This is a genomic window from Aeromonas sp. 602200 (genome assembly GCF_049173895.1).
In the GTDB taxonomy this organism is placed as follows: Bacteria; Pseudomonadota; Gammaproteobacteria; order Enterobacterales; family Aeromonadaceae; genus Aeromonas; species Aeromonas veronii_A.
This window is the reverse complement of the sequence record NZ_JAAKSL010000006.1, coordinates 186,715-211,483: the sequence shown is the minus strand read 5'-3', so window position 1 is coordinate 211,483 and position 24,769 is coordinate 186,715. Positions and strand designations below refer to the sequence as shown.

Here is a 24,769-nt window from a genome sequence, read left to right as displayed (position 1 = left end):
TGATCATCCTCTCAGACCAGCTAGGGATCGTCGCCTTGGTGAGCCATTACCTCACCAACTAGCTAATCCCACCTGGGTTCATCCAATCGCGCAAGGCCCGAAGGTCCCCTGCTTTCCCCCGTAGGGCGTATGCGGTATTAGCTACCGTTTCCAGTAGTTATCCCCCTCGACTGGGCAGATCCCCAGGCATTACTCACCCGTCCGCCGCTCGCCGGCAAAAGTAGCAAGCTACTTTCCCGCTGCCGCTCGACTTGCATGTGTTAGGCCTGCCGCCAGCGTTCAATCTGAGCCATGATCAAACTCTTCAATTTAAGTTTGGTTGCCAATTAAGGCGGCTCAATGAATTGCTGAATTAACTGCTGCAACTTTCGTTGCTTTGGTCACTTCATCAGACATTGAAAATCAAAAATTGTTTTTGATGCTCGATGCTGTGAGTGCCCACACAGATTGCTTGATTCAAATTGTTAAAGAGCGACGCAACAGTTCGTTGCTGCGGGAGTGGAATTCTACTCAACCGCCTTCTCGAGTCAAGCCTTATTTGCAAAGGCTTTTCGAGGTTACCGACCCGGTTGTTTGCGTTGCCGCTTGCCGTGTCGATGGAGGCGCATTATAGGGAGCCGATTCTTTCTGGCAAGGGTAATTTGCATATTTTTTTGATAAAACCGCACAACCGTTCAAACAACAAACAACAAGAAGAAAATTCGAGCTAAATCACACATTATGGAGCCAGATGACAGGCAAGCCTCTTCTCAACTCATATAAGCCATTTCCGATTGTTGACGCGCCAGCCAAAGCTCCTCCATCTCCAGCAAGGTTTGATAGATTTTCTCCGCCTGTTCTGGCCGGCTGAACAGATAGCCCTGTCCATATAAGTGGATATCGGTCAGGGATCGCAGCACATCCAACTGGGCCTGTGTCTCAATCCCTTCACACACCAGACTCTTGCCCAGCATGGACCCCATCCGGCAAATATTGGCGACCAGCTCGGATGCCTCCATGGAAGTATCAATGCCCTGTATGAAGGAGCGGTCAATCTTCACCTTGCTCACAGGTAGCTTTTGCAGATAACTCAAAGATGAATAACCAGTCCCAAAATCGTCTAATGCCAACAACACACCCTGCTGATTGAGATCCTGCATCAGTTGCAGCGAATTCTTCACTTCGCGCATGGTGGTATCTTCAGTGACCTCCAAAACCAGACTGCTGGCTGGCAGGTGGTTCTCCATCAATGCCTTGGCCACCAGTTTGAGCAAATTGCGCTGGTACATGCCCGGCGAGATATTCACGCACATCTGCAGGTCGACCATACCCAACTGATGCCACTGATAAAGCTGCTCGCAAGCGGTGTTCAACACCCAGCCGCCCAGACGCTCGGCAAGCTGGAACTCCTCAGCCACCATGATCACTTCGTTTGGCGGAATAAAGCCCAGCTCCGGATGCCGCCAGCGCAGCAGTGCTTCGACAGCTTCACAACGGCCACTCTCGAGATTGACGATGGGTTGGTAATAGAGTTCCAACGCATTGTGTTCCAGCGCCATGATCATGTCCGAGGCCAAATGCTTGCGCCGCGCTGTCTCGTTGAGCAAGGAGTTATCGTAAATCACATAGGGGACATGGGTCTTGCGGCTATGGAACAGAGCCTGTTCCGCACGACTCAATAACTCCTGTGTTTTATCGCTGTCCATCGGATAGAAGGCAATCCCGATCCCCACCTCGAGCCGGAAGGGATAGTTATCATAGACGATATCTTGCTTCAGAACGTGCAGCAGTCGCGCTACCAGCTCCCTGACCTGACGCAGATCGCTGCTACCACGCTGGATAATGGCAAATTGATCGCCACCCAACCGACCACTCCACTCCCCTTCTTCACAGAGCAATCTGATCCGTCTGGCCAATTCACTGAGCAAAAAATCGCCCGCATCATAACCAAACTTGCTGTTGATATCTCTGAAGTCGTTGATGTCGACCAATACCAATCCGAAAGGTACCTCCTGAGTGGCACAGAGCTCCATCCGTTCCAGCAATGCCACCCGATTGGAGAGACCCGTCAACGGGTCACGCCTTGCTGCCCTAAAGTGACGTCGAGCTTCATATACAAGAAGCAAGCTAAGGAGTAAAACCGAGATAACCAACCCCGACACCATCAACAGCAGAGCATCACGCAATTGACCAAAATGGCGATCATTCTCTGAGTAGATGTTGATGTTCTTCTGCATAACGGAAGCTAGTGCATAGGATAAAGGCTCCTGCAAGGGGGCTAGGCGCATCATTATTTGCTGGTAGACAGAGTCTCCGCTCTGCAGCTTGGTAATGACAGGCTCTATATAGCGAATGTTGTTTTCAATCAGTTGCACCAAGCGCAAGGTTTTCTGCTTATCCTGCATGCTTTTACGCAACTGACCGCTCAACAGGATGGGAGTTCTGCTCCAAAGAATGTCATAGCGCAACATCAGGTCATTGTGCTCTATTCCACCATAATGGTAGACCTCTACAGCACTGAGGAAACGCCCCAACTCGAGCTGCAGCTGCATCAGCGCCCAGGAGACATCATAGGTATATTTCTCCATCGCTCTGGTCGCATTCTGGAGCTGAACCAGACAATAAAGGGTGCTCCCGGTAAACGACAGAATGGATACATACAGAATGACGAGCAGTGGCCACGCCCTGGTCTTTCCTTTCACCCCGTGCTCCCGTGACTCTTTTATCAGTGTTGAATATCTATCAGGTCCAGCTGCCAAATCATCATGTCGGTATATTCAGAGCGCTTCAGCTCCGGATATTGATCAAGCGGCAACATAAACCAGAGCGGCCCCTTGTCACGGACCCTCATGGCTACCCCGTCATCTTCCCAAGCAAGAATAGGGTTATACTTGGCAACTTTGTCCCAATTGATGCGGATCTGAAAACTGTTCAATGCTGTCAAGGTTATGCTCTTGCCATTAGCCCCCACTGCGGCCAGCACGTCCGCCACCTTGGGCCCTCTGTACTTGTGAGGTTTATCAACCCAAGGGTTGCTGGTGACTATCTCATATTGCGGCAACGCCTGCAGCGTGGCCAAGTCAAAAAGCACTTTGCCGTCCACCTCATCTGGGGAGCTGATATTGCCGCTTACTTTCAAGATCACAGGCCCCTTGAGGGCCTCGGCAGCCACAAGCGGCATGGCAATCAATGCAAACAGCAGAGTTATCCATCCAAGCACCTTCATCTTTCCCCCTTACACTTTTCTGCTATCAACAGACTCAGTTTAGTCAGATATAAAAAAACGGCCCGCCAAGGCGAGCCGTTTCTCAAACAGAGCCGGGATGATGATTACATCATGCCCATGCCACCCATGCCACCCATATCAGGCATGGCTGGAGCATCTTTCTTCGGCAGCTCGGTCACCATGCACTCGGTGGTGATCATCAGGCCGGCGATAGAAGAGGCGAACTGCAGGGCAGAGCGGGTGACCTTGGTCGGATCCAGGATACCCATGGTCAGCATGTCGCCATACTGCTCGGTGTAAGCGTTGTAACCGAAGTTGCCTTCACCATTCTTCACCGCGTTGGCGATGACGGAGGCTTCTTCACCGGCGTTGATGACGATTTGACGCAGTGGGGCTTCCATGGCGCGCAGGGCAACCTTGATACCGACGTTCTGGTCTTCGTTGTCACCGCGCAGACCAGCCAGTTTGGCAGCAACGCGAACCAGAGCAACACCACCACCGGCAACCACGCCTTCTTCAACGGCGGCACGGGTAGCGTGCAGGGCATCTTCCACACGGGCTTTTTTCTCTTTCATCTCGACTTCGGTGGCAGCGCCAACCTTGATCACGGCAACACCGCCAGCCAGCTTGGCTACGCGCTCTTGCAGCTTCTCACGGTCGTAGTCGGAAGAGGTCTCTTCGATCTGCTGACGGATCTGGGCAACACGACCTTCGATCACACCGGCATCGCCCACGCCATCGATGATGGTGGTGTTCTCTTTGGTGATGACGATGCGCTTGGCACGACCCAGATCTTCCAGCGTCGCTTTTTCCAGCTCCATGCCAACTTCTTCAGAGATGACGGTACCGCCAGTCAGTACGGCGATATCCTGCAGCATAGCCTTGCGACGGTCACCGAAGCCAGGCGCCTTGACGGCTGCCACTTTCACGATACCACGCATGGTGTTGACCACCAGAGTCGCCAGGGCTTCACCTTCTACGTCTTCGGCAACGATCAACAGCGGTTTGCCCGCTTTGGCAACACCTTCCAGCACCGGCAGCATTTCGCGGATGTTGGAGACTTTCTTGTCAACCAGCAGGATGAACGGGTCGTCCAGTTCAACGGAACCGGTCTCTTGCTTGTTGATGAAGTAGGGGGACAGGTAGCCGCGGTCGAACTGCATACCTTCAACAACTGCCAGCTCATCTTCCAGACCCTGACCATCTTCAACGGTGATGACGCCATCGCGACCCACTTTGTCCATGGCTTCGGCAATCAGCTTGCCCACTTTCTCGTCGGAGTTGGCGGAGATGGTGCCCACCTGAGCGATGGCATTGCTGTCGGCACACGGCTGGGACAGCGCCTGCAGCTCGGCAACGGCAGCCACCACTGCCTTGTCGATACCGCGCTTCAGATCCATCGGGTTCATACCGGCGGCAACGGCTTTCAGACCTTCGTTGACGATGGCCTGAGCCAGAACGGTTGCAGTAGTGGTACCGTCACCCGCAGCATCGTTCGCCTTGGAAGCCACTTCCTTGACCATCTGGGCGCCCATGTTCTGGAACTTGTCTTCCAGCTCGATTTCGCGCGCAACAGATACACCATCTTTAGTGATGGTCGGGGCGCCGAAGGACTTGTCCAGCACCACGTTGCGGCCTTTCGGACCCAAGGTCACCTTGACGGCATCGGCCAGAATGTTGACGCCTTCCAGCATCTTGATGCGAGCTTCGTTACCAAACTTAACGTCTTTAGCAGCCATTTTTCTTCAATCCTTAAATCAATTCGGGGAAAAAGGAGGATGGATTACTCTTCGACAATCGCCAGAATGTCGGTTTCGGAGAGGATCAGGACATCCTGACCATCCAGCTTCTCGGTCTTCACACCGTAGCCTTCGTTGAAGATCACCTTGTCACCAACCTTCACGGCCAGCGCTTTGACTTCGCCATTATCCAGGATGCGACCAGTCCCCACGGCAAGCACTTCACCACGGGTGGACTTCTGGGCCGCGGTACCCGTCAATACGATACCGCCGGCAGATTTGGCTTCAGCTTCGATGCGCTTGATGATGACGCGGTCGTGCAGTGGACGAATTTTCATCGATAACTCTCCCAAAATGAGTCTCATTGTTGCTTTGAGGAATGGCCGTTCCAGGCCAAATTAGATATGTCCCTGATGTGGGGCAGAGTTGCTAACCCTTCAAGGGCAAATACAAAAAAAATTTTTTCACGTACTATAAACATCTTCGATGGTTCAGCCATGTCTGCACCCTGGTGCAAGGTCGGTTCAAGCCGCCCGTTTTCGATGCAAGAACCTTCAAAGCCAGCTGTAGAGACGAGCCCTTGACCCGCACCAACCCCATGCTGACAGCCCCTATTCCGGTCGTACTGCGCCAGATGACGGGCCCCATGATCTTCGGCATCATCGCCATTCTGGCCTTCAATCTGGTCGATACCTTTTTTATCGGTATGCTGGGCACCGAAGCACTGGCCGCCATCAGCTTTACCTTTCCCGTCACTTTTGTGGTTACCTCGCTGGCGATGGGATTGGGCGCCGGATTGTCAGCGGTGATCGGTCATACCCTGGGGCAGGGCAAACACGATGAGGCAGCCCATCTCGCCACCGACAGCCTGTTTCTGGCGGTGATCATGGTAGCCCTGCTCTCCGCGGGGGGGGCTCTCACCATCAACCCCCTGTTTACCCTGTTGGGAGCCAGTGCCGAGCTTATCTCCCTCATCCATGACTACATGCTGACCTGGTATCTCACCGTCCCCATGCTGGTGCTGCCCATGGTGGGCAATGCCGCCATCCGGGCGACCGGCGATACCAAAACCCCCAGTCTGGTGATGGCCATAGCCGGGCTGGTCAACGGGGTACTGGATCCTCTGTTGATCTTCGGTATCGGCCCCTTTCCCGAATGGGGGATCCGCGGGGCAGCCATCGCCACCTCTATCTCCTGGTTGATGGCGATGCTGGTCAGCCTCTATATCCTGCGTCATCGGGAGGGCTTGCTGCTGTGGCGCCTCTCGCCGCGGGCCCGGTTGCTGTCCCACTGGCGGGCGCTGCTCCATGTCGCCGTCCCCGCCTCTTTTACCAATATGCTCAACCCCCTGGCCAATGCAGTGCTGATGACGATCTTTGCAGGACTGGGTACCGAGGTGGTGGCCGCTTACGGCGCCGCATCGCGGGTCGAGGCGCTGCTGCTGATTGTGATGATGGCCCTCGCCTCCGTACTGGCCCCCTTCATCTCGCAAAACTGTGGCGCCGGCAATCCGGCCCGCGCCAAAGCTGCACTGCAGAGCTGCATGAGTTTTGCGTTGCTTTTCCAGCTCGCCATCTATGGCCTGACCTGGCTACTGGCGCCACTCATCGCTAACCTGTTCAGCGATCATCCACAGGTCATCCGCCTGATTATTCTCTATCTGCATCTAGTGCCGATCGGTTACGGATTTCAGGGCATGGTGATGCTGCTGGCCTCGGCACTCAATGGCGTGCGGGCATCCAGTATTTCGTTCTTGTTCAACGGATTGCGACTGTTTGGTTTTCTGTTGCCAGGAGCCTGGCTGGGGGCAAAGCTGGGGGGAGAACAGGGGATATATCTGGGGATCTTGCTGGCCAATCTGGCGGCGGGCACCCTCGCATGGTGGTATGCCCGACACCGCTTCGAGGCGTTGTGCCATCAGGGTAAACCCTGATTCAGTCACTCGCCTCGGGTTTTCGTTTCGTCGATTACTCTTTACGCTCACTCTTTGCGCTCAAATTCGCCTTCGATGGTAGTGCCGCCCTGCTTGGCGTTCCCCAGATGATCATCGGACGGTGCGTTGCCAAACGGCGATTGAGTACGCTGGAAACCGCCCATCTGCATCCGGAACTGGCTGCTGCCGATCAGCTTGTCAGCCAGTTTGTTGCGCAGCCAGGGTTGCAGCAACAGCACACCGAACATGTCGGTCACGAAACCCGGGATAATCAGCAGCAGGCCCGCCAACGCCAGCATCATGCCCCCCATCACCTCGCGGCCCGGCATCTCGCCCATCTGCATCTTTTGCTGGGCGCTGAACAGGGTCTTGATCCCTTCACTGCGCACCAGCGAGGAGCCCAATACCGCAGTCAGTATGAGCAAGCCGACAGTCGGCAGCGCCCCGATTACCGAGCCGACCTCGATCATCACGGTGAGCTCCAGCACAACCAGACCCACCAACAACAAAAACAACTTGCCCATATCCACTCCAGCACCGGTAAATTGAGAAAAAGTGGCGCCCATCCAACGATGGTCAGAGGCGATTTTGCCGCCCCGTCATCACCACTTTCTGCCCTGAATAAATGGGGGCCGTCCCCCCTTTTTCAAGTTGGTCAACTGACTCCTACGTCATCAGCAATCTAAAAAACCAGCAAAAAGTCACAAAAATATATAAAAATCATCACGATAAAAACTTCATAACATATGTGTACTTTCCTCAAAGTAATTTGAAAATGTCGCAAATTTAGTGATCCACCTCTAATAACCGATACCTCAATTGGAGTAGTATATTGATTAGTTTTTCGGGAGGTCACTCTCCCTACCGCCCCACTCGATGTGTGGTGCTTCAGGATGAGCTGTGCGCAAGGAACTCGCGACCACTCGGTGAGGATTTTTCCATTTATCTGATTTCTGAGGCATTACAATGAGCGACATCAAGAACGTCCGCATTGAAGAAGACCTGCTGGGCACCAAAGAAGTTTCCAATGATCTCTACTACGGTGTGCACACCCTGCGCGCTGTCGAGAACTTCAAGATCAGCTCTCAGAAGATTTCTGACGTTCCGGAATTTGTCCGCGGCATGGTGCTGACCAAGAAAGCTGCTGCACTGGCAAACGGCGAGCTCGGTACCATCCGTCCTGAAATTGCTGACAAGATCGTAGAAGCCTGCGACCTGATGCTGAACACAGGCAAATGCTTCGACCAGTTCCCGGTCGACGTTTACCAGGGAGGTGCCGGCACCTCCGTCAACATGAACACTAACGAAGTACTGGCCAACATCGCCTTGGAAATCATGGGTCTGGAGAAAGGCCGTTACGACGTCATCAACCCGAACGACCACGTCAACAAGTGCCAGTCCACCAACGATGCTTACCCGACCGGTTTCCGCGTTGCTGTGGTCAACAGCACTGACGTGACTCTGCATGCTCTGGAAGCACTGATCGCCGCTTTTGATGCCAAAGCAGAAGAATTCAAGAAGATCCTGAAGATGGGCCGTACCCAACTGCAAGATGCGGTTCCGATGACCCTGGGTCAGGAGTTCCACGCATTCGCCGTGACCCTGCGTGAAGAGATCAAGTCCATCAAGCGTTGTCAGGAGCTGCTGCTGGAAGTGAACCTAGGCGCGACCGCCATCGGTACCGGTCTGAACACTCCGCCCGAGTACTCTGCACTGGCCATCAAGCGTCTGGCCGAGATCACCGGTCGTGCCTATGTGCCGGCAGAAGATCTGATCGAAGCGACCTCTGACTGTGGCGCCTACGTCATGCTGCACGGCGCCATCAAGCGTCTGGCCATGAAGCTGTCCAAGATCTGTAATGACCTACGTCTGCTCTCCTCCGGCCCGCGCACCGCACTGAAAGAGATCAACCTGCCGGAAATGCAGGCGGGCTCCTCCATCATGCCGGCCAAGGTCAACCCGGTTATCCCGGAAGTGGTCAACCAATCCTGCTTCAAGGTATTCGGTAACGACATCACCATCACCTTCGCCGCCGAAGCCGGTCAGCTGCAGCTGAACGTCATGGAGCCGGTGATTGGTCAGGCGATGTTCGAATCACTGAGCCTGATGGAAAAAGCCTGTATTTCCCTGCGCGAGAAGTGCGTGGAAGGTATCACCGCCAACCCGGAAATCTGCATGAATCACGTGCTGAACTCCATCGGTATCGTGACCTACCTGAACCCCTTCATCGGCCACCACGAAGGGGATATCGTCGGCAAGATCTGTGCCCAGACCGGCAAGAACGTCCGCGAAGTCGTTCTTGAGCGCGGCCTGCTGAGCGCCGAGCAGCTGGACGAAATTCTCTCCATCGAGAACCTGATGAACCCGCAATACAAAGCCAAGCGTTTCACCCGCGAAGCTGCCGTATAAGCGAGTGTGGGCCGGGATCTTCCCGGCCCATAAAGTCAGTTCCCGATTGGTCTTTATCCCCAGCCCGATCGGGAATTGGCTTTTTGCCAAATAAAAACCAAAAAACTAAAAAATGGAGTTATCGCTATGATTGGAATCGAGTTACTTGTCGTGCTCGCCGCTATCTATCTGGGGGCCCGGATAGGCAGCATCGGCATCGGCTTTGCCGGTGGTCTGGGGGTACTGGTATTGACGTGGGGTCTGGGCATGCCCATCCCGAGCGATCAACTGGTCAGCTACATCCCTTGGGATGTGATCATGATCATCGCGTCCGTCATCTGCGCCATCGCCTGTATGCAACTGGCTGGCGGGATGGACTATCTGGTCTTCCTAGCAGAAAAAGCGCTGCGCAAGAACCCCAAATACATCACCTTCGCCGCCCCGGTGGTCACCTACCTGATGACCATGCTGGCCGGTACCGGTCATACCGCCTTCTCCACCCTGCCGGTGATCGCTGAAGTGGCCAAAGAGCAAGGGATCCGCCCATCCCGTCCGCTCTCCATCGCAGTTGTCGCCTCCCAGATCGCCATCACAGCCTCCCCGATCTCTGCCGCTGTGGTTGCCTTCTCCGGCATGCTCGAGCCATTTGGTGTTGATTATCTGACCCTGCTGGCCATCTGCATCCCCTCTACCTTCCTGGCCTGTATCCTGGGCGCCTTCATTGCCAACATGATGGGCAAGCCGCTGGAGCAGGACGAAGTCTATCTGGAGCGTAAAGCTAAGGGCCTGATCAAACTGCGTGGTACTACCAAGCTCGAGATCAAACCGTACGCCAAGCTGTCGGTCTGGATCTTCATCGCCGCCATCGTTGCTGTCATGGCTTATGCCACTGCCATCTCCGGTAAAGTAGGCCTGATCACCAACCCGCCGATCCCCCGTGACGGTGCCATCATGGGCATCATGCTGGCCGCGGCCACCATCATGACCCTGGTGTGCAAACTGGACGCCACCCAGGTCACCAACATGCCGACCTTCAAGTCCGGTATGTCCGCCTGTATCTGCGTACTGGGTGTGGCCTGGCTGGGTAACGTCTTCGTGAAAGGCAACATGGACACCATCCAGCTGATCGCTGGCGACCTGCTGAACCAATACTCCTGGCTGCTGGCCGTGGTGCTGTTCTTCGCTGCCATGCTGCTCTACTCACAGGGTGCAACCACCAAAGCACTGATGCCTGCCGCACTGGCACTGGGTGTCAGCCCGCTGACTGCGATTGCCTCTTTCGCAGCCGTGAGCGCCCTGTTCGTACTGCCGACCTACCCGACCCTGCTGGCTGCGGTAGAGATGGACGACACCGGCTCCACCCGTATCGGTAAAGCGGTCTTCAACCACCCCTTCTTCGTACCGGGCACCGCCACCATCGCCATCGCCGTGGCTCTGGGCTTCTTCTTCGGCGGCATCCTGTTGTAATCCTATCGCCTGCCGATGACCAAACAAAAATCCCCGCCAGTTGGCGGGGGTTTTTTTATCTCTTTACTCTGTACTTGGCTTGGCTGTCTGGCAGCGAGAGACCTGACGTATTATCCGGATGGCTCAACCACGGCGACAGCAGACACCACAACAGCGTGCCAGCGGCGCTATAACCACCGCGGCCGGATTGCCGGAGCGATAGGCCACCATGGTACTCAGCACCACGCCAGAAGGCGGGAGCCTTCGGATCAGACCGGATCCAGGGTATCCAGCGGCCAGCGCGGCACGGCTTTGACCACCAGCGGTTCGAACACGCCCGCTTTCAGGCGCTGCATACCGGCGTAAGCGATCATGGCGCCGTTATCAGTGCAATATTCAGTGCGCGGATAGAACACCTCGCCCTTGAGGCTCTCCATCAGCTCCGCCAGCTGGGCACGCAGATGACGGTTGGCACTGACGCCACCGGCGACCACCAGACGCGTGAGACCGGTCTCTTTCAAGGCACGACGGCACTTGATGGCCAGAGTATCGACCACCGCATCTTCAAACGCCCGAGCGATATCGGCACGGGTCTGCTCATCATCACCATTGGCGGAGATGGTGTTGGCGGTGAAGGTCTTGAGGCCGGAGAAGCTCATGTCGAGCCCTGGGCGATCAGTCATGGGACGGGGGAAGTGGAAACGTCCGGTGGTGCCCTTCTCGGCCAGACGGGAGAGCAGCGGGCCGCCCGGATAATCCAGCCCCATCAGCTTGGCGGTCTTGTCGAACGCCTCGCCAGCGGCATCATCGATGGATTCCCCCAACAGCTGATAGCTGCCGATGCCGTCAACCCGCACCAGCATGGAGTGACCACCGGAGACCAGCAGCGCCACGAAGGGAAACTCGGGGGCTTTCTCTTCCAGCATGGGGGCCAGCAAGTGCCCTTCCATATGGTGGACGGCGATAGCAGGCTTGTTCCATGCCATCGCCAGCGAACGACCAATAGTGGCGCCCACCAGAATGGCGCCTACCAGACCAGGACCCGCGGTATACGCGATGCCGTCGATGTCATCTTTGCCCAGTCCCGCCTCTTGCAATGCGGCCTGGATCAACGGGATCGTCTTGCGAACATGATCCCGGCTGGCGAGCTCGGGGACGACGCCACCGTAGTCCGCATGCAGCTTGACCTGGCTGTATAACTGATGGGAAAGGATCCCTTTTTGATCGTCGAAGATCGCGATCCCGGTTTCGTCACAGGATGTCTCTATGCCCAATACACGCATTGCTAAAAATTTTCACTGCTAAAATGAGACGGCTATGGTAACCTTCGCGGGTTTTTTAAACCAGAGCGATCTCTGCGGGTTTACTTTCATTCCCTGTCCAGAGTATAATTTCGCACCATTTTAAGACATGCTGATCGATTGAAGGTCAGCTAACAATTTATCACTGAGGTGAAAGGCACATGCCAGTAATCAAAGTCCGTGAAAATGAGCCGTTTGACGTTGCTCTGCGTCGCTTCAAGCGTTCTTGCGAAAAAGCCGGTATCCTGTCCGAAGTTCGTAGCCGTGAGTTCTACGAGAAGCCGACTACCATTCGTAAGCGCGCCAAAGCGTCTGCTGTCAAGCGTCACGCCAAGAAGCTGTCTCGCGAAAACGCACGTCGTATCCGCCTGTACTAATCAAGGGATCATGCCGTGTCTCTGAAGGATCAACTCAAGGATCAGCAAAAGCTCGCCATGCTTGCCAAAGACAAGCCGCGGTTGGGCGCTATCCGATTGTTGATGGCAGAAATCAAGCAGCGTGAAGTCGATACCCGTGTCGAGCTCAATGATGAGGATATCCTCGCTGTCGTGACCAAGATGGTCAAACAGCGCCGCGATTCCATCAGCCAATTTGAAGCTGCCGGTCGCCAGGATCTAGCCGACAAAGAGTCCGCCGAGATCGTTGTGCTGCAGGAGTTCCTGCCACAACAACTGACCGCAGACGAAATTGCCGCCCTGATCGAGCAAGCCATCGCCGAGAGCGGTGCTGCCGTCATGGCTGACATGGGTAAAGTCATGGCTGTCTTGAAGCCAAAAATTCAGGGGCGTGCCGATGTCGGCGCCGTCAGTGCTCAGGTGAAAACCCGCTTGGCGTAACAGGCAAACTCTTGTTTGGTCGAAGAAGCCGTGCTTCCTTGTGAATGCGCGGCTTTTTTATTTTCTATCGCAGTGAAACAGGACGGTTATGGCAGGCAGGATCCCCCAATCCTTTATCGACGATCTGCTCGTACGCACAGACATAGTCGAGCTGATCGACTCGCGAGTGCGGCTGAAAAAAGCCGGTAAGAACTACCAGGCTTGCTGCCCTTTTCATAACGAAAAAAGCCCCTCTTTTACCGTTAGCCAGGAGAAGCAGTTCTACCACTGTTTCGGTTGTGGCGCCCACGGCAACGCCATCGGCTTTGTCATGGAGTACGACGGTCTCGAATTTCCCGATGCCATCGAAGAGCTCGCCAGCATGCAGGGCATGCAGGTACCTCGCGAGCAGAGCATCGGCGGCTCGGCCAATAGTCAGCCCGCTGTTAGCAAGGATCTGTTCGAGCTGATGAACCAGATCGCCCGCTTCTACGAGAACAATCTCAAGAGTGCTCCCCACGCGGTGGAGTACCTCAAAGGGCGCGGTCTGACCGGCGAAGTAGTCAAGCGCTTCAACATCGGTTATGCCCCAAGTGACTGGGATCAGGTACGCCGCCGCTTCGGCGCCAGCCGAGATCACGAACAGCTGCTTATCTCGGGCGGCATGCTGATCACCCGTGACAATGGCCCGGGCAGCTATGACCGTTTCCGCGATCGCATCATGTTCCCAATCCGCGACAAGCGAGGCCGAGTCATCGGTTTCGGTGGCCGGGTGCTGGGTGATGGCACCCCCAAGTACCTGAACTCGCCGGAAACCCCCATCTTCCATAAAGGGCGGGAGCTGTTCGGTCTCTACGAGGTGAAGCAAGCACACAAGGACCCGCGCAGGATCCTGGTGGTGGAAGGATACATGGATGTGGTGGCACTCGGTCAGTACGACATCGACTACGCGGTGGCGGCACTGGGTACTGCAACGACCAGCGACCATATCCACACCCTGTTTCGCACCACCGCCGAGGTAGTCTGCTGCTACGACGGTGACAACGCCGGTCGTGAAGCCGCCTGGCGCGCGCTGGATAATGCCCTCCCTCATCTGCAGGATGGCCGCGAGCTTAAGTTCGTGTTCCTGCCCGATGGCGAGGATCCCGACTCGCTGGTTCGTCAGATCGGCAAGGAGGGCTTTGAAGCCCTGCTCGATGAAGCCCAACCGTTCGCCGACTTCATGTTCGAGCGTCTCGGTCGCGATGCGGCGCTCTCCGGTGAGGCGGGCAAGTTCGAAGTAGCCAACAAGGCTGCCGAGCTTATTCGCCGCGTACCGGAAGGGTTTACCCGCGAAGGGCTGATCACCCGCCTCTCCAGCATGATGCGCTGGGGCGAGAACAAGCAGCGCATCGCCGAGCTTTTTGCCCGCAACAGTCAGCCCAAGGCCGAGGTCAACAAACCCAAGGCAGCCAAGCTGACGCCACTGCGGCGTGCGCTGGCACTGATGGTGCAATATCCGACAGTAACAGCTGAGCTTCCCCCCATGCCGGAATTGGCCGGGCTACGCGTACAGGGCATCAAGTTCCTGCTGCAACTGCACCAGCAGATCCTGGCACAGCCCGGTATCACAACCGGTATCCTGCTGGAACACTGGCGTGGTACCAAGGAGGGAGAGATCCTTGCTCAGCTGGCCATGCACGACCTGTTCGAGGAGATCAAACTCGATCAGGAGCCGGATATTCTGGGAGAATTGCAGGACACCTTCGTCGGCTTCATCAACCAGTTTCTGAAACAGCGGATCGAAGAATTGCAGGCCAAAGTGGCTCAGGAAGGACTAAGCTCCGAAGAAACCCAAGAGCTGATGATGCTGATAAGAGAGGTGCAAATTGAGAAAAGAAATGAGAGTGGGGCTTGATATTTGAGTGATTAGTCCCAATATGGATAGCGTTGCCCGAATCGACGGGATGAAAAGCAAAAATTTTATAACCGCCTGGCCCCGACAATACTGCGGGCAGGGGTTTCTCATGACCGACGCCGCAACCAGACATAGCATGTCTGGCGGTTTTCTATTAGAATTGGCTATTTGCGCAGCAGCGCACTGTACGCGCAACCTAGCAACACCAACCGGATGAGTTCTATGGAGCAAACCCCGCAGTCTCAGCTTAAACTCCTCGTTGCCAAAGGTAAAGAACAGGGCTACCTGACCTATGCCGAGGTGAACGATCACCTCCCGCAAGACATTGTCGATTCAGACCAGATCGAAGACATCATTCAGATGATCAACGATATGGGCATTCAAGTGGTTGAAAACGCTCCGGATGCCGATGACCTTATCATGGCTGAAGGTGGTACCGCCGATGAGGACGCTGCCGAAGCAGCGGCCCAGGCTCTGGCATCTGTTGAATCTGAGATTGGTCGCACGACCGATCCCGTCCGCATGTACATGCGGGAAATGGGTACCGTCGAACTGCTGACCCGTGAAGGCGAAATCGACATCGCCAAGCGGATCGAAGACGGTATCAACCAGGTACAAAGCTCCGTAGCCGAGTACCCTGAAGCAATTACTTACCTGCTCGAACAATACGACAAGTACGAAGCCGAGCAGCTGCGTCTCTCTGACATCATCTCTGGCTTTATTGACCCGAACGAAACCGAAGACATGGCGCCTACCGCCACGCATATCGGTTCCGAGCTCGGCGAAGACGATCTGGCCGACGAAGATGAAGAGGACGAAGAAGACGAAGACGAAGATGGCGACAGCTCTGACGACGACGGTGACGGTGGTCCGGATCCGGAAGTCGCTCGCGAGAAGTTTGGCGAACTGCGTGCCCAGTATGAAGTGACCCGCCTCTCCATTCAGAAGAATGGTCGCGCGCACGAAGATACCCAGGCCGCCATCGCCCAGCTGGCCGATGTATTCCGTCAATTCCGCCTGATGCCCAAGCAGTTCGATCGCCTGGTTAACAACATGCGTGAAATGATGGAGCGCGTCCGCGTGCAGGAACGCATCATCATGAAGCTCTGCGTTGAGCAGGCCAAGATGCCGAAGAAAACCTTCGTCGCGGCCTTCACCAACAACGAGTGTGAAACTGCCTGGTTCGAATACCAGAAGCAGGCTGGCAAAGCCTGGTCTCCCCGTCTGGTTGAAATGGACGAGGATATTCAGCGCGCCATCGGCAAGCTGCAGCAGATTGAAGAAGAGACCGGTCTGTCGATTGCCCAGATCAAGGATATCAACCGTCGCATGAGCATCGGTGAGGCCAAAGCCCGCCGTGCGAAGAAAGAGATGGTTGAGGCCAACTTGCGTCTGGTTATCTCTATCGCCAAGAAGTACACCAACCGCGGTCTGCAGTTCCTCGATCTCATCCAGGAAGGCAACATCGGTCTGATGAAGGCGGTAGACAAGTTTGAATACCGTCGTGGCTACAAGTTCTCGACCTATGCAACCTGGTGGATCCGTCAGGCCATTACCCGCTCCATCGCGGATCAGGCCCGTACCATCCGTATCCCGGTACACATGATCGAGACCATCAACAAGCTCAACCGTATCTCCCGTCAGATGCTGCAGGAGATGGGTCGCGAACCGAATCCGGAAGAGCTGGCCATGCGCATGGGCATGCCGGAAGACAAGATCCGCAAGGTACTGAAGATCGCCAAAGAGCCTATCTCCATGGAGACGCCCATCGGTGATGATGAAGATTCCCACTTGGGCGACTTCATCGAAGATACCACCCTGGCTCTGCCAGCGGATGCGGCGACCAGCGAAAGCCTGCGCAACGCCACCCGCGAAGTGCTGGCTGGCCTGACCGCCCGCGAAGCCAAGGTGCTGCGGATGCGTTTCGGTATCGACATGAACACTGACCACACCCTAGAGGAAGTGGGCAAGCAGTTCGACGTTACCCGTGAGCGTATTCGTCAGATCGAAGCCAAGGCACTGCGCAAACTGCGCCACCCGAGCCGCTCGGAAGTGCTGCGCAGCTTCCTGGACGAATAGTCCTGACCCTGTGTCAAACTGCTCTGCCAAAGCCCCGCCATGCGGGGCTTTGTTTTGTCTGGCATTTACCCTTGCGACCCGCTTTGCCCCCTCTATCGACCTGGACAATTAGTCGCCAAGTGGTTGATATGCCTATAGACTGCCCTTTCCTCTTCCCCTATAATCCACGCCGCTAAACGCACAATTTGGCCCCTTAGCTCAGTTGGTCAGAGCAGTCGACTCATAATCGATTGGTCGTGGGTTCAAGTCCCCCAGGGGCCACCAAATTAGAAAAGGCCGCTCATCATGAGCGGCCTTTTTGCATCTGCTGATCGGGCAATGTCCCGTGATAAGCTCGAGGAGGTCATAGAAAAGACCCGCCATGGGCGGGTCTGGGCAGGGTCCGGATCAGGCGCCTCACTCAGAGACAAGGAGCCTAATGCTGAGCCTCAGGTTTACTCGTTGCTGCCGCTCTGGATGGATGAGCGACGCCCGGCGGGTAGCATCCGGGTAACCAGATTGCTGCGCTGACGCCAGGAGGTGAAGACGATGGCCAGCAGGTGCAGACCAATCAGTCCCTGCAGCGCCACCACGCACCACTCATGCCACTCGTCAGCCCCCAGTTCAAATCCCGTCTCGGTATTTTGAAACCAGCCGCTGCCAGCAGTGGCCAGCACAACCAGCCAGAGCGCCCACACGGCCAGCTTGCCGCTGCCGTGATGACCCGGTGCCGGAGGCTGCCGCTCACGCATCTCGCGCGCTTGCTGGCGAAAATCCTCACCACTGGGGATGAGGGCACCAAGGCGAGCGTAGCCACGGGCGAAAGTGAGCCCCCAGAGCAGACGCAAGGAGACCAGCCCAATGGCACCGTAACCCAGCCACTCGTGCCACTCCTCGCCCGCTTCGTTAACCCAGAGGTTGCCGATGCAGACTGCCGCCAAACCCCAATGGGTCAGACGAACCAGCGGATCCCAGCGAAAGGGCTCACCCTTTTTGCTTGGCATATTTGTGGTACTCCTTCTTCAGGTCGTTGACCTTGGCCAGATGTTCGCGCGCCTTGGCCTCATCACCCGCCTTGAGTGCGGCCAGGCTGGCGTCCAGCTCGGTCTGTACCTCGTTCATTCCTTCAAGGAATTTCTCTTTCTTGGCAGCCGGCATGTTCTTCTGCTTGGCCACATCCAGCTGGGCCTTCATCTCGTTGATGTGCTTCTCCATGGTGGCTGCATCATCAGCCTTGACGGCCTGCTTGTAGTTGAAGCCAATCTTCTTCATTGGCTGTTCCAGATCACCCGCCACTGCAGGCAGGGTCATCAGGCCAAACATCAGGGGCAGCAGCAGGGGGCGGACGGTTTTCAACATGGGATTTCCTTATATAACGACATGCTCGAATTGTTAGGGGTACTTATGAATCCAAACAAGAATTCATCACCAGCATGATGCCATGACTCATGGTGAAACGTTTGTGAAAAATGCTGTTTTTTGTGGCAAATAGTGGCGGATATGCCGCGCTTGTTTGCGCTTGGTAACTGATTGAACGCAGGTGACACGCACCATGGGGATGGTTGAAAGCGGTAAACAGCGACAAAAAACCCCGCCGTAGCGGGGTCTGAATCAGCTGGCCAATGGCTTGCGTCAGTTACTCCTGTTCGCGAGCAATGGCGCGCCAGCCGATATCCTTGCGGTAGAAGACGCCATCCCACTTGATGCGGCCAGCGAGCTGATAGGCACGCTGCTGGGCTTCTGCAACGGTGTGGCCGAGGGCGGTGGCGCACAGTACACGACCGCCAGCAGTCAGGCTGGTATCGCCCTCCAGGCGGGTACCGGCATGGAACACCTTCTCACCCGCCACTTCATCCACCGGCAAGCCGCTGATGGGGTGATTGGTACTGTAATCGCCGGGATAGCCTCCCGCCGCCAACACCACGCCGATGGCGGCGCGGGGATCATAGATGGCCTCTTTCTGATCCAGCTTGCCTGCGCAAGCGGCCAGGCAGAGCTCCACCAGATCGGATTGCATCCGCAGCATGATGGGCTGGGTCTCGGGATCGCCAAAGCGGCAGTTGAACTCGATCACCTTGGGATTGCCTGCACCGTCGATCATCAGACCGGCGTAGAGGAAACCGGTGTAGACGTTGCCCTCGGCCGCCATGCCTCGCACAGTCGGCATGATCACCTGCTCCATCACGCGTCGATGTACCTCGGCGGTCACTACCGGCGCCGGGGAGTAAGCCCCCATGCCGCCGGTGTTGAGGCCGGTATCACCGTCGCCAACCCGCTTGTGATCCTGACTGGTGGCCATCGGCAGCACGTGCTCGCCATCGACCATGACGATGAAGCTCGCCTCTTCCCCCTCCAGAAACTCCTCAATCACCACACGGGAGCCCGCTTCGCCAAAGGCATTGCCGGAGAGCATGTCGCGCACCGCGTCTTCCGCTTCCTGCAAGGTCATGGCGACAATCACCCCCTTGCCTGCCGCCAGACCATCGGCCTTGATGACGATGGGGGCACCCTTCTCGCGCAAGTAGGCGAGCGCAGGCTCCACTTCGGTGAAGTTCTGGTACTCGGCGGTCGGAATGGCGTGACGGGCCAGGAAATCCTTGGTGAAAGCCTTGGAGCCTTCCAGCTGGGCAGCGGCAGCGGTCGGGCCAAAGATCGGCTGACCGGCGGCGCGGAAGGCATCCACCACCCCTTTCACCAGCGGCGCTTCCGGCCCGACGATGGTGAGGCCGACCTGCTTCTCTTTGGCAAAGGCCAGCAGCCCTTCGATATCGGTCGCCTCGATGGCGACGTTCTCGACCCCCGGCTCAAGCTGGGTGCCTGCGTTGCCCGGCGCCACAAAAACGTGACGTACCAGTGGGGAGTGTTTGGCCTTCCAAGCCAGAGCGTGTTCGCGGCCACCGTTGCCAATGATCAGTACTTTCATCGTATCGCTCGCTTCTATTTGTGGTCACTGGACGGCCTCTCTGGCCGTCAGTCTGTGGAAATAGTCAGTTGAAAAGAGACAACAGAAGGGCCGCCATCGGCAGCCCCTGACCCATCAATGACGGAAATGGCGCATGTTGGTGAACACCATGCACATGCCGTGCTCGTCGGCGGCATCGATCACCTCCTGATCGCGCATCGAGCCACCCGGCTGGATCACGCAGGAGATACCGGCCTGCGCGGCAGCATCGATACCGTCGCGGAACGGGAAGAAGGCATCGGAGGCCATCACGGAGCCCGCCACGGTCAGCCCTTCGTCCGCAGCCTTGATACCGGCGATTTTGGCCGAATAAACACGGCTCATCTGGCCTGCGCCGACGCCGATGGTCTGGCCATCTTTGGCGTAGACGATGGCGTTGGATTTGACGAACTTGGCCACTTTCCAGCAGAACAGCAGATCTTGCAGCTCGGCCTCGGTCGGCTGACGCTTGCTGACCACGGTCAGGTCACCCAAAGTCACCATGCCGAGATCCCGCTCCTGTACCAGCAGGCCCCCGTTGACGCGCTTGAGGTCAAACCCTTGCGCCGGAGCCGTCCACTGACCGCATTCGAGCAGACGCACGTTCTGCTTGGCGGCGACCGCATCGCGGGCCTCCTGGCTGACGCTCGGGGCGATGATCACTTCGACAAACTGGCGGGCAACGATGGCAGCGGCAGTGGCGCCATCCAGCTCACGGTTAAAGGCGATGATGCCGCCGAAGGCAGAGGTGGGGTCGGTCTGGTAAGCGCGATCGTAGGCACTCAGCAGGTCGTTACCGATGGCCACACCGCAGGGGTTGGCATGCTTGACGATGACGCAGGCTGGCTCGTCGAACTCCTTCACACACTCCAGCGCAGCATCGGTATCAGCGATGTTGTTGTAGGAGAGCGCCTTGCCCTGCAACTGGGTAGCGCTGGAGACAGAACCCGGCGCGGCATGCTCCTCGGCATAGAAAGCTGCAGCCTGATGGCTGTTTTCGCCGTAACGCATGTCCTGCTTCTTGATGAACTGGCTGTTGAAGGTGCGCGGGAAGCGGGACTCCTCGTCACCCTCCTTGTTGTCACCGTAGGAAGGAACCATGGTGCCGAAGTAGTTGGCGATCATGCCATCGTAGGCGGCGGTGTGCTCGAAGGCGGCGATGGCCAGATCGAAACGGGTCGCCAGTTTCAGGCTGTTGCCGTTGGCATCCATTTCGCGAATAACCCGATCATAGTCGGCAGCTTTGACGACGATAGCGACATCTTTATGGTTTTTGGCGGCAGATCGCACCATGGTCGGGCCGCCGATGTCGATGTTCTCGACCGCATCGGCCAGGGTGCAGCCTACTTTGGCCACGGTGGCGGCGAAGGGGTAAAGGTTGACGACGACCATGTCGATGGGGGAGATAGCGTGCTGAGCCATGATGGCGCCATCCTGATCCCGACGACCGAGGATGCCGCCATGAACCTTGGGATGCAGGGTCTTGACCCGGCCATCCATCATTTCAGGGAAACCCGTGTAGTCGGAGACCTCGGTCACCGGCAGACCCGCCTCGCCAAGCAGCTTGGCGGTACCGCCCGTGGAGAGCAGGGCAACACCACGCTCGTTGAGTGCCTTGGCAAATTCCAGAATGCCAGTTTTGTCAGACACACTCAGCAGTGCACGGCGAATGGGTCGAGCTTGTTCCATCACACTATCGTCCTCAACATAACGGGGACCGTTCCATGGGAGGCGAGGCTCAACACAGAGAGTCCCCAAATAAATGGAAGTGGGGGATTTCGCAAACCACTCTCGCCCCGACATCCGGCAAAAGCGTTTTAGGAAATGCCCGCTTGGTGCGGCGCTCTGTTATGGGCGCGTATTCTACACAAAAAATGTGACCTGTGGTGGATTTTTTGAAACAGCAAAGCCTTATTTGGCGCGGCATTAAACGTTTTCCACTTGATTTTATCGAAACGTTTGCACTTTCAGTGTTTTATGGGAAAAAGGGTCGCCAGGAGATGTTTATCTGCCCCTTTTATGCCCTTGGCTGGCAATCCATGGGCAAAGGGGTGATAGTGGATTCCTGTTTTTGTTGCGGCATACATTCAAGGGGAGAGAGAGCATGTATCGGATCGGTGAACTGGCCAAGGCGTGCGGGGTCAAGGCAGATACCCTGCGTTTTTACGAGAAGAATGGGCTTATCTCACCGGGGATCCGCAACGAATCCGGCTACCGCCTCTACAGTGAACAGGACAAGCGGCGGCTGGAGTTCATCATTCGCGCCAAGTCGGTGGGATTCTCGCTGGCCGATATCGGCGAGCTGCTCGACCTCGATACCAACAAGGCCAAAGTCACCTGTCAGGAGGTGAAAGCGGTGGCCGACACCAAGCTGGCCCAGGTGGAGCAGAAGATCATCGAACTGACCCGCTTTCGCGACAACCTGCGCGAGCTCTCCAATATCTGCTGCGGCGGCCCCCGCTCGGCGGAGCACTGCGCCATCCTCGAGACGCTGGAATCTGGCACCCCGGCCCATCACGAGCATCACAGCCACGACCAGCATGACCCGGTTCATGGCTGACATGGTATGCCTGACTGAGCGTGCCTGGCTCAGAGTGACTGACTCGGCGCGCCAGACGCATTGCTCCGGCGGCGATTTGGTGACAAAATCGCCGCGTTTTTAACCGGTGCAAGTGCATCCGGTTGCCGGGCGCTAGCCTGAACAGACGCCCGCAGCGAAAACAGCCATCCAGACACAAGAATCAACACACCAAGAGAAAAGAAGAGGAGCCATCATGGCCAAAATTCGGGTCGACCAACCCGCCCTCCCCCGTGAGGAAAATGCGCAAGGGGGCAACTATGCCCATCAGCGCGGCGAAATAAAGGATAACCATCTGCACGCCCTGCTCTGTGATCCCCTGTTTCGCAGCCGGGTCGAGCGCAACAAGAAGGGCAAGGGGAGTTACCAGCGCAAGGCCAAATTCGGCAAGCGGTGGGAGCCCGGCCAACAGCAGATGATCCGCGTCTGCTGCTGAGCGGGTTTCTACCGACCATAAACAATCAGGGCGCCATTGGCGCCCTGATTGTTTTGACAGAAGAAGCGATTTGGCAACGCCAACTCACAGCCTCAACAGGCCGCTCACTCATCCATAAAGAGTTCGAGCAACACGTTGAGATAGCGATGGCCGAGAGAAGTGAGCTGCCAGCTATCCCCCAGCTCCTCGATCAGCTCCTTGCTTTGGGCGATGGCGAGCACTGTCTCTACCCTTTCCAGCGGCAGGCCGGTATAGGCCTCGAACTCCGCCTTGGGGGCCGGTTCAAACAGGCGGAAGCGGTTCATAAAGTATTCGAGCGGCAGATCGTCTGCCGTCACCTGCCACTGCTCGTCCAGATAGGGGCGACTCTTGTCCAGATACCCTTTCGGATGCTTCACCTTGGCGGTGCGCAGGATCTGTTGGTTCGCGAGATCAGTCACCTTGCCATGGGCGCCACAGCCGATCCCCAGATAGTCGCCAAAGCGCCAGTAGTTGAGGTTGTGATGGCACTGGTAGTCCTCTTTGGCATAAGCCGAGATCTCGTACTGGCGATAACCGCTGGCGGTGAGCATGGCGTGGCCCTGCTCATAGATGTCCCACAGGGTGTCATCTTCCGGCAGTGTGGGCGGCTTGGAGGCAAACGCCGTGTTCGGCTCTATGGTGAGCTGATACCAGGAGAGGTGCGGCGGGGCGCAGTCGATCGCCTGCTGCAGGTCATAAAGGGCGTCATCCAGACTCTGATCCGGCAGACCGTGCATCAGATCCAGATTGAAGGTAGGCAACTTGATGGCGTGGGCCAGTGCGGCGGCTTTGCGCGCCTCTTCCGGGCCGTGAATGCGGCCGAGGCGGGTCAGTTTCTCCTGCTGAAAGCTCTGCACCCCGATGGAGATACGGTTGATGCCGGCGCGCTGGAAACCGGCGAACTTGTCCGCCTCCACCGTGCCCGGGTTGGCCTCCATGGTGATCTCGCAATCAGCGGAGAGCGGAATGCGGGCCCGCACCCCGTCCAGCAAGGTTTGCATCGCCTCCACCGTCAGCAGGCTGGGGGTGCCGCCGCCGATAAAGATGGAGGAGAGCGGCCGCCCTTGCGCCCACTTCAGATCCTGATCCAGATCCTCCAGCAGGGCGGCGACATATTCTAGGTGAGGCAACTCCCCCTTCTGGGCATGGGAGTTGAAGTCACAGTAAGGGCACTTCTGGACGCACCAGGGCACATGAATATAGAGAGAGAGCGGCGGCAGTTGCAGCATGGGGCTTCCAATAAAACGGGGGCTCAAGGCCCCCATTGTAGATGACTATGTGTAATTGACCGTGTGTAACCGACAAGGTGACGAAGTGACTCAGTGCGCCGCAGCCAGCGCCGCTTTGAGCTTGGCCAGCGCCTGACCACGATGACTGAGCTGGTTTTTCAGCTCGGCGGGCATCTGGGCGGCGGTGCAGTCGTGATCCGGCACGAAGAATACCGGGTCATAGCCAAAGCCATGTTGACCGCGCGGCTCGTCGATGATCATCCCTTCCCAGCTCGCCTGACAGATGATGGGGGTGGGATCGTCGGCGTGGCGCATATAGACCAGCACACACCAGAAGCGGGCACTTTTCAGGTACTCAGGGGCACCTTGTAGCTCGCCGAGCAGCTTCTCGATGTTGGCCTTGTCACCGGCACCCACACCGGCAAAGCGGGCGGAGTAGACGCCGGGGCGCCCTTGCAGCAGATCGACTTCCAGTCCGGAGTCATCGGCCACGGCGGGCAGACCGGTAATGCGGGCGGCGTGGCGGGCCTTGATGATGGCATTCTCGACGAAGGTGGTGCCGGTCTCATCGGCATCGGAGACCGCAAACTCGCTCTGTGGGATCACCTGGATCTTCATATCGGCCAGCATGGCGGCCAATTCCTTCACCTTTTTCTGGTTACCTGTTGCCAGGACAAGCTTGTTCATCGAGCACCTCCGCAAAAATAATCTGCGCATTCTATGCGGCGCAAGCGTTTAGTAAAAGCGTCAATTACACCCGCTGTGATGGGGTTGCGGGGGAT

21 protein-coding genes, 1 tRNA gene and 1 rRNA gene are annotated in these 24,769 nt (G+C 56.8%); 10 read left to right on the top strand and 13 right to left on the bottom strand.

Annotation, left to right across the window (positions count from 1 at the left end; all coding sequences use genetic code 11):
* The 5 genes from G5221_RS10195 to G5221_RS10175 all read right to left on the bottom strand — a co-directional run.
* A 16S ribosomal RNA gene (locus G5221_RS10195) occupies window positions 1-311 on the bottom strand; the annotation flags it as partial.
* A gap of 438 nt (window positions 312-749) precedes the next feature.
* A complete protein-coding gene (locus G5221_RS10190; RefSeq protein WP_266134781.1) occupies window positions 750-2,681 on the bottom strand; it encodes a putative bifunctional diguanylate cyclase/phosphodiesterase in 1,932 nt (643 codons plus the stop codon).
* Window positions 2,682-2,704: 23 nt separating this feature from the next.
* The gene (locus G5221_RS10185; RefSeq protein ID WP_216952894.1) at window positions 2,705-3,205 is read right to left on the bottom strand and encodes a molybdopterin-binding oxidoreductase; all 501 of its coding nucleotides are present in this window, start codon (window positions 3,203-3,205) and stop codon (window positions 2,705-2,707) included.
* A gap of 104 nt (window positions 3,206-3,309) precedes the next feature.
* Window positions 3,310-4,944, bottom strand: a complete 1,635-nt coding sequence (gene groL / locus G5221_RS10180; RefSeq protein ID WP_005341224.1) for a chaperonin GroEL — start codon at window positions 4,942-4,944, stop codon at window positions 3,310-3,312.
* Between the two features lie 44 nt (window positions 4,945-4,988).
* A complete protein-coding gene (locus G5221_RS10175) occupies window positions 4,989-5,282 on the bottom strand; it encodes a co-chaperone GroES (RefSeq protein WP_005340573.1) in 294 nt (97 codons plus the stop codon).
* Window positions 5,283-5,542: 260 nt separating this feature from the next.
* Here G5221_RS10175 and G5221_RS10170 point away from each other — a divergent pair, with 260 nt between their 5' ends.
* On the top strand, window positions 5,543-6,877 hold the full coding sequence (locus G5221_RS10170) for an MATE family efflux transporter (protein ID WP_266134786.1): 1,335 nt from the start codon (window positions 5,543-5,545) through the stop codon (window positions 6,875-6,877).
* 47 nt (window positions 6,878-6,924) lie between these two features.
* Here G5221_RS10170 and G5221_RS10165 read toward each other — a convergent pair whose 3' ends face one another.
* Complete coding sequence (locus tag G5221_RS10165; RefSeq protein ID WP_266134780.1) at window positions 6,925-7,401, bottom strand: FxsA family protein; 477 nt, start codon at window positions 7,399-7,401, stop codon at window positions 6,925-6,927.
* A gap of 442 nt (window positions 7,402-7,843) precedes the next feature.
* On the opposite strand from G5221_RS10165, the gene aspA reads away from it, so the two are divergent.
* Window positions 7,844-9,286 carry an aspartate ammonia-lyase gene (gene aspA, locus G5221_RS10160; protein WP_005341227.1) on the top strand — a complete coding sequence of 481 codons (1,443 nt, stop codon included), beginning with the start codon at window positions 7,844-7,846 and terminating at the stop codon, window positions 9,284-9,286.
* A gap of 126 nt (window positions 9,287-9,412) precedes the next feature.
* Window positions 9,413-10,732, top strand: a complete 1,320-nt coding sequence (locus tag G5221_RS10155; RefSeq protein ID WP_021229055.1) for an anaerobic C4-dicarboxylate transporter — start codon at window positions 9,413-9,415, stop codon at window positions 10,730-10,732.
* Between the two features lie 248 nt (window positions 10,733-10,980).
* Here G5221_RS10155 and tsaD read toward each other — a convergent pair whose 3' ends face one another.
* A complete protein-coding gene (gene tsaD, locus G5221_RS10150) occupies window positions 10,981-11,994 on the bottom strand; it encodes a tRNA (adenosine(37)-N6)-threonylcarbamoyltransferase complex transferase subunit TsaD (protein ID WP_266134779.1) in 1,014 nt (337 codons plus the stop codon).
* A gap of 179 nt (window positions 11,995-12,173) precedes the next feature.
* Here tsaD and rpsU point away from each other — a divergent pair, with 179 nt between their 5' ends.
* The 5 genes from rpsU (at window position 12,174) to G5221_RS10125 (ending at window position 17,067) form a co-directional block, all read left to right on the top strand.
* Window positions 12,174-12,389: a 30S ribosomal protein S21 gene (gene rpsU, locus G5221_RS10145; protein WP_005309452.1), complete on the top strand. Its 216-nt coding sequence runs from the start codon at window positions 12,174-12,176 to the stop codon at window positions 12,387-12,389.
* 15 nt (window positions 12,390-12,404) lie between these two features.
* Window positions 12,405-12,848: a GatB/YqeY domain-containing protein gene (locus G5221_RS10140; RefSeq protein WP_005341238.1), complete on the top strand. Its 444-nt coding sequence runs from the start codon at window positions 12,405-12,407 to the stop codon at window positions 12,846-12,848.
* A gap of 88 nt (window positions 12,849-12,936) precedes the next feature.
* Complete coding sequence (gene dnaG / locus G5221_RS10135) at window positions 12,937-14,724, top strand: DNA primase (RefSeq protein ID WP_266134778.1); 1,788 nt, start codon at window positions 12,937-12,939, stop codon at window positions 14,722-14,724.
* Between the two features lie 183 nt (window positions 14,725-14,907).
* Entirely contained in the window at window positions 14,908-16,803 is a 1,896-nt protein-coding gene (gene rpoD, locus G5221_RS10130; protein ID WP_263718854.1) for an RNA polymerase sigma factor RpoD, read from the top strand.
* 187 nt (window positions 16,804-16,990) lie between these two features.
* Window positions 16,991-17,067: transfer RNA gene (locus G5221_RS10125), tRNA-Ile, on the top strand.
* Window positions 17,068-17,237: 170 nt separating this feature from the next.
* Here G5221_RS10125 and G5221_RS10120 read toward each other — a convergent pair.
* The 4 genes from G5221_RS10120 to purH form a co-directional block, all read right to left on the bottom strand.
* On the bottom strand, window positions 17,238-17,786 hold the full coding sequence (locus G5221_RS10120) for a cytochrome b/b6 domain-containing protein (protein ID WP_040067545.1): 549 nt from the start codon (window positions 17,784-17,786) through the stop codon (window positions 17,238-17,240).
* Window positions 17,767-18,141 carry a cytochrome b562 gene (locus tag G5221_RS10115; RefSeq protein ID WP_005349056.1) on the bottom strand — a complete coding sequence of 125 codons (375 nt, stop codon included), beginning with the start codon at window positions 18,139-18,141 and terminating at the stop codon, window positions 17,767-17,769. The genes G5221_RS10120 and G5221_RS10115 overlap by 20 nt, the downstream gene beginning before the upstream one ends.
* A 277-nt stretch (window positions 18,142-18,418) precedes the next feature.
* Entirely contained in the window at window positions 18,419-19,705 is a 1,287-nt protein-coding gene (gene purD / locus G5221_RS10110; RefSeq protein ID WP_005341242.1) for a phosphoribosylamine--glycine ligase, read from the bottom strand.
* A gap of 114 nt (window positions 19,706-19,819) precedes the next feature.
* On the bottom strand, window positions 19,820-21,412 hold the full coding sequence (gene purH / locus G5221_RS10105; RefSeq protein ID WP_266134777.1) for a bifunctional phosphoribosylaminoimidazolecarboxamide formyltransferase/IMP cyclohydrolase: 1,593 nt from the start codon (window positions 21,410-21,412) through the stop codon (window positions 19,820-19,822).
* A 415-nt stretch (window positions 21,413-21,827) separates the two neighbouring features.
* Between purH and zntR the strand changes: the two genes are divergently transcribed.
* On the top strand, window positions 21,828-22,283 hold the full coding sequence (gene zntR / locus G5221_RS10100) for a Zn(2+)-responsive transcriptional regulator (RefSeq protein ID WP_129504718.1): 456 nt from the start codon (window positions 21,828-21,830) through the stop codon (window positions 22,281-22,283).
* Between the two features lie 214 nt (window positions 22,284-22,497).
* Window positions 22,498-22,737 (top strand): alternative ribosome-rescue factor A, encoded by a 240-nt coding sequence (locus tag G5221_RS10095; protein WP_127006876.1) that lies wholly within the window; start codon window positions 22,498-22,500, stop codon window positions 22,735-22,737.
* 104 nt (window positions 22,738-22,841) lie between these two features.
* Here the strand turns inward: G5221_RS10095 and hemW are convergent, their stop codons facing one another.
* Window positions 22,842-23,987, bottom strand: coding sequence for a radical SAM family heme chaperone HemW (hemW, locus tag G5221_RS10090; RefSeq protein WP_266134776.1), 1,146 nt, complete (start codon window positions 23,985-23,987; stop codon window positions 22,842-22,844).
* Between the two features lie 90 nt (window positions 23,988-24,077).
* Entirely contained in the window at window positions 24,078-24,674 is a 597-nt protein-coding gene (gene rdgB / locus G5221_RS10085) for an RdgB/HAM1 family non-canonical purine NTP pyrophosphatase (RefSeq protein ID WP_005340539.1), read from the bottom strand.
* Window positions 24,675-24,769: the final 95 nt, after the last annotated feature.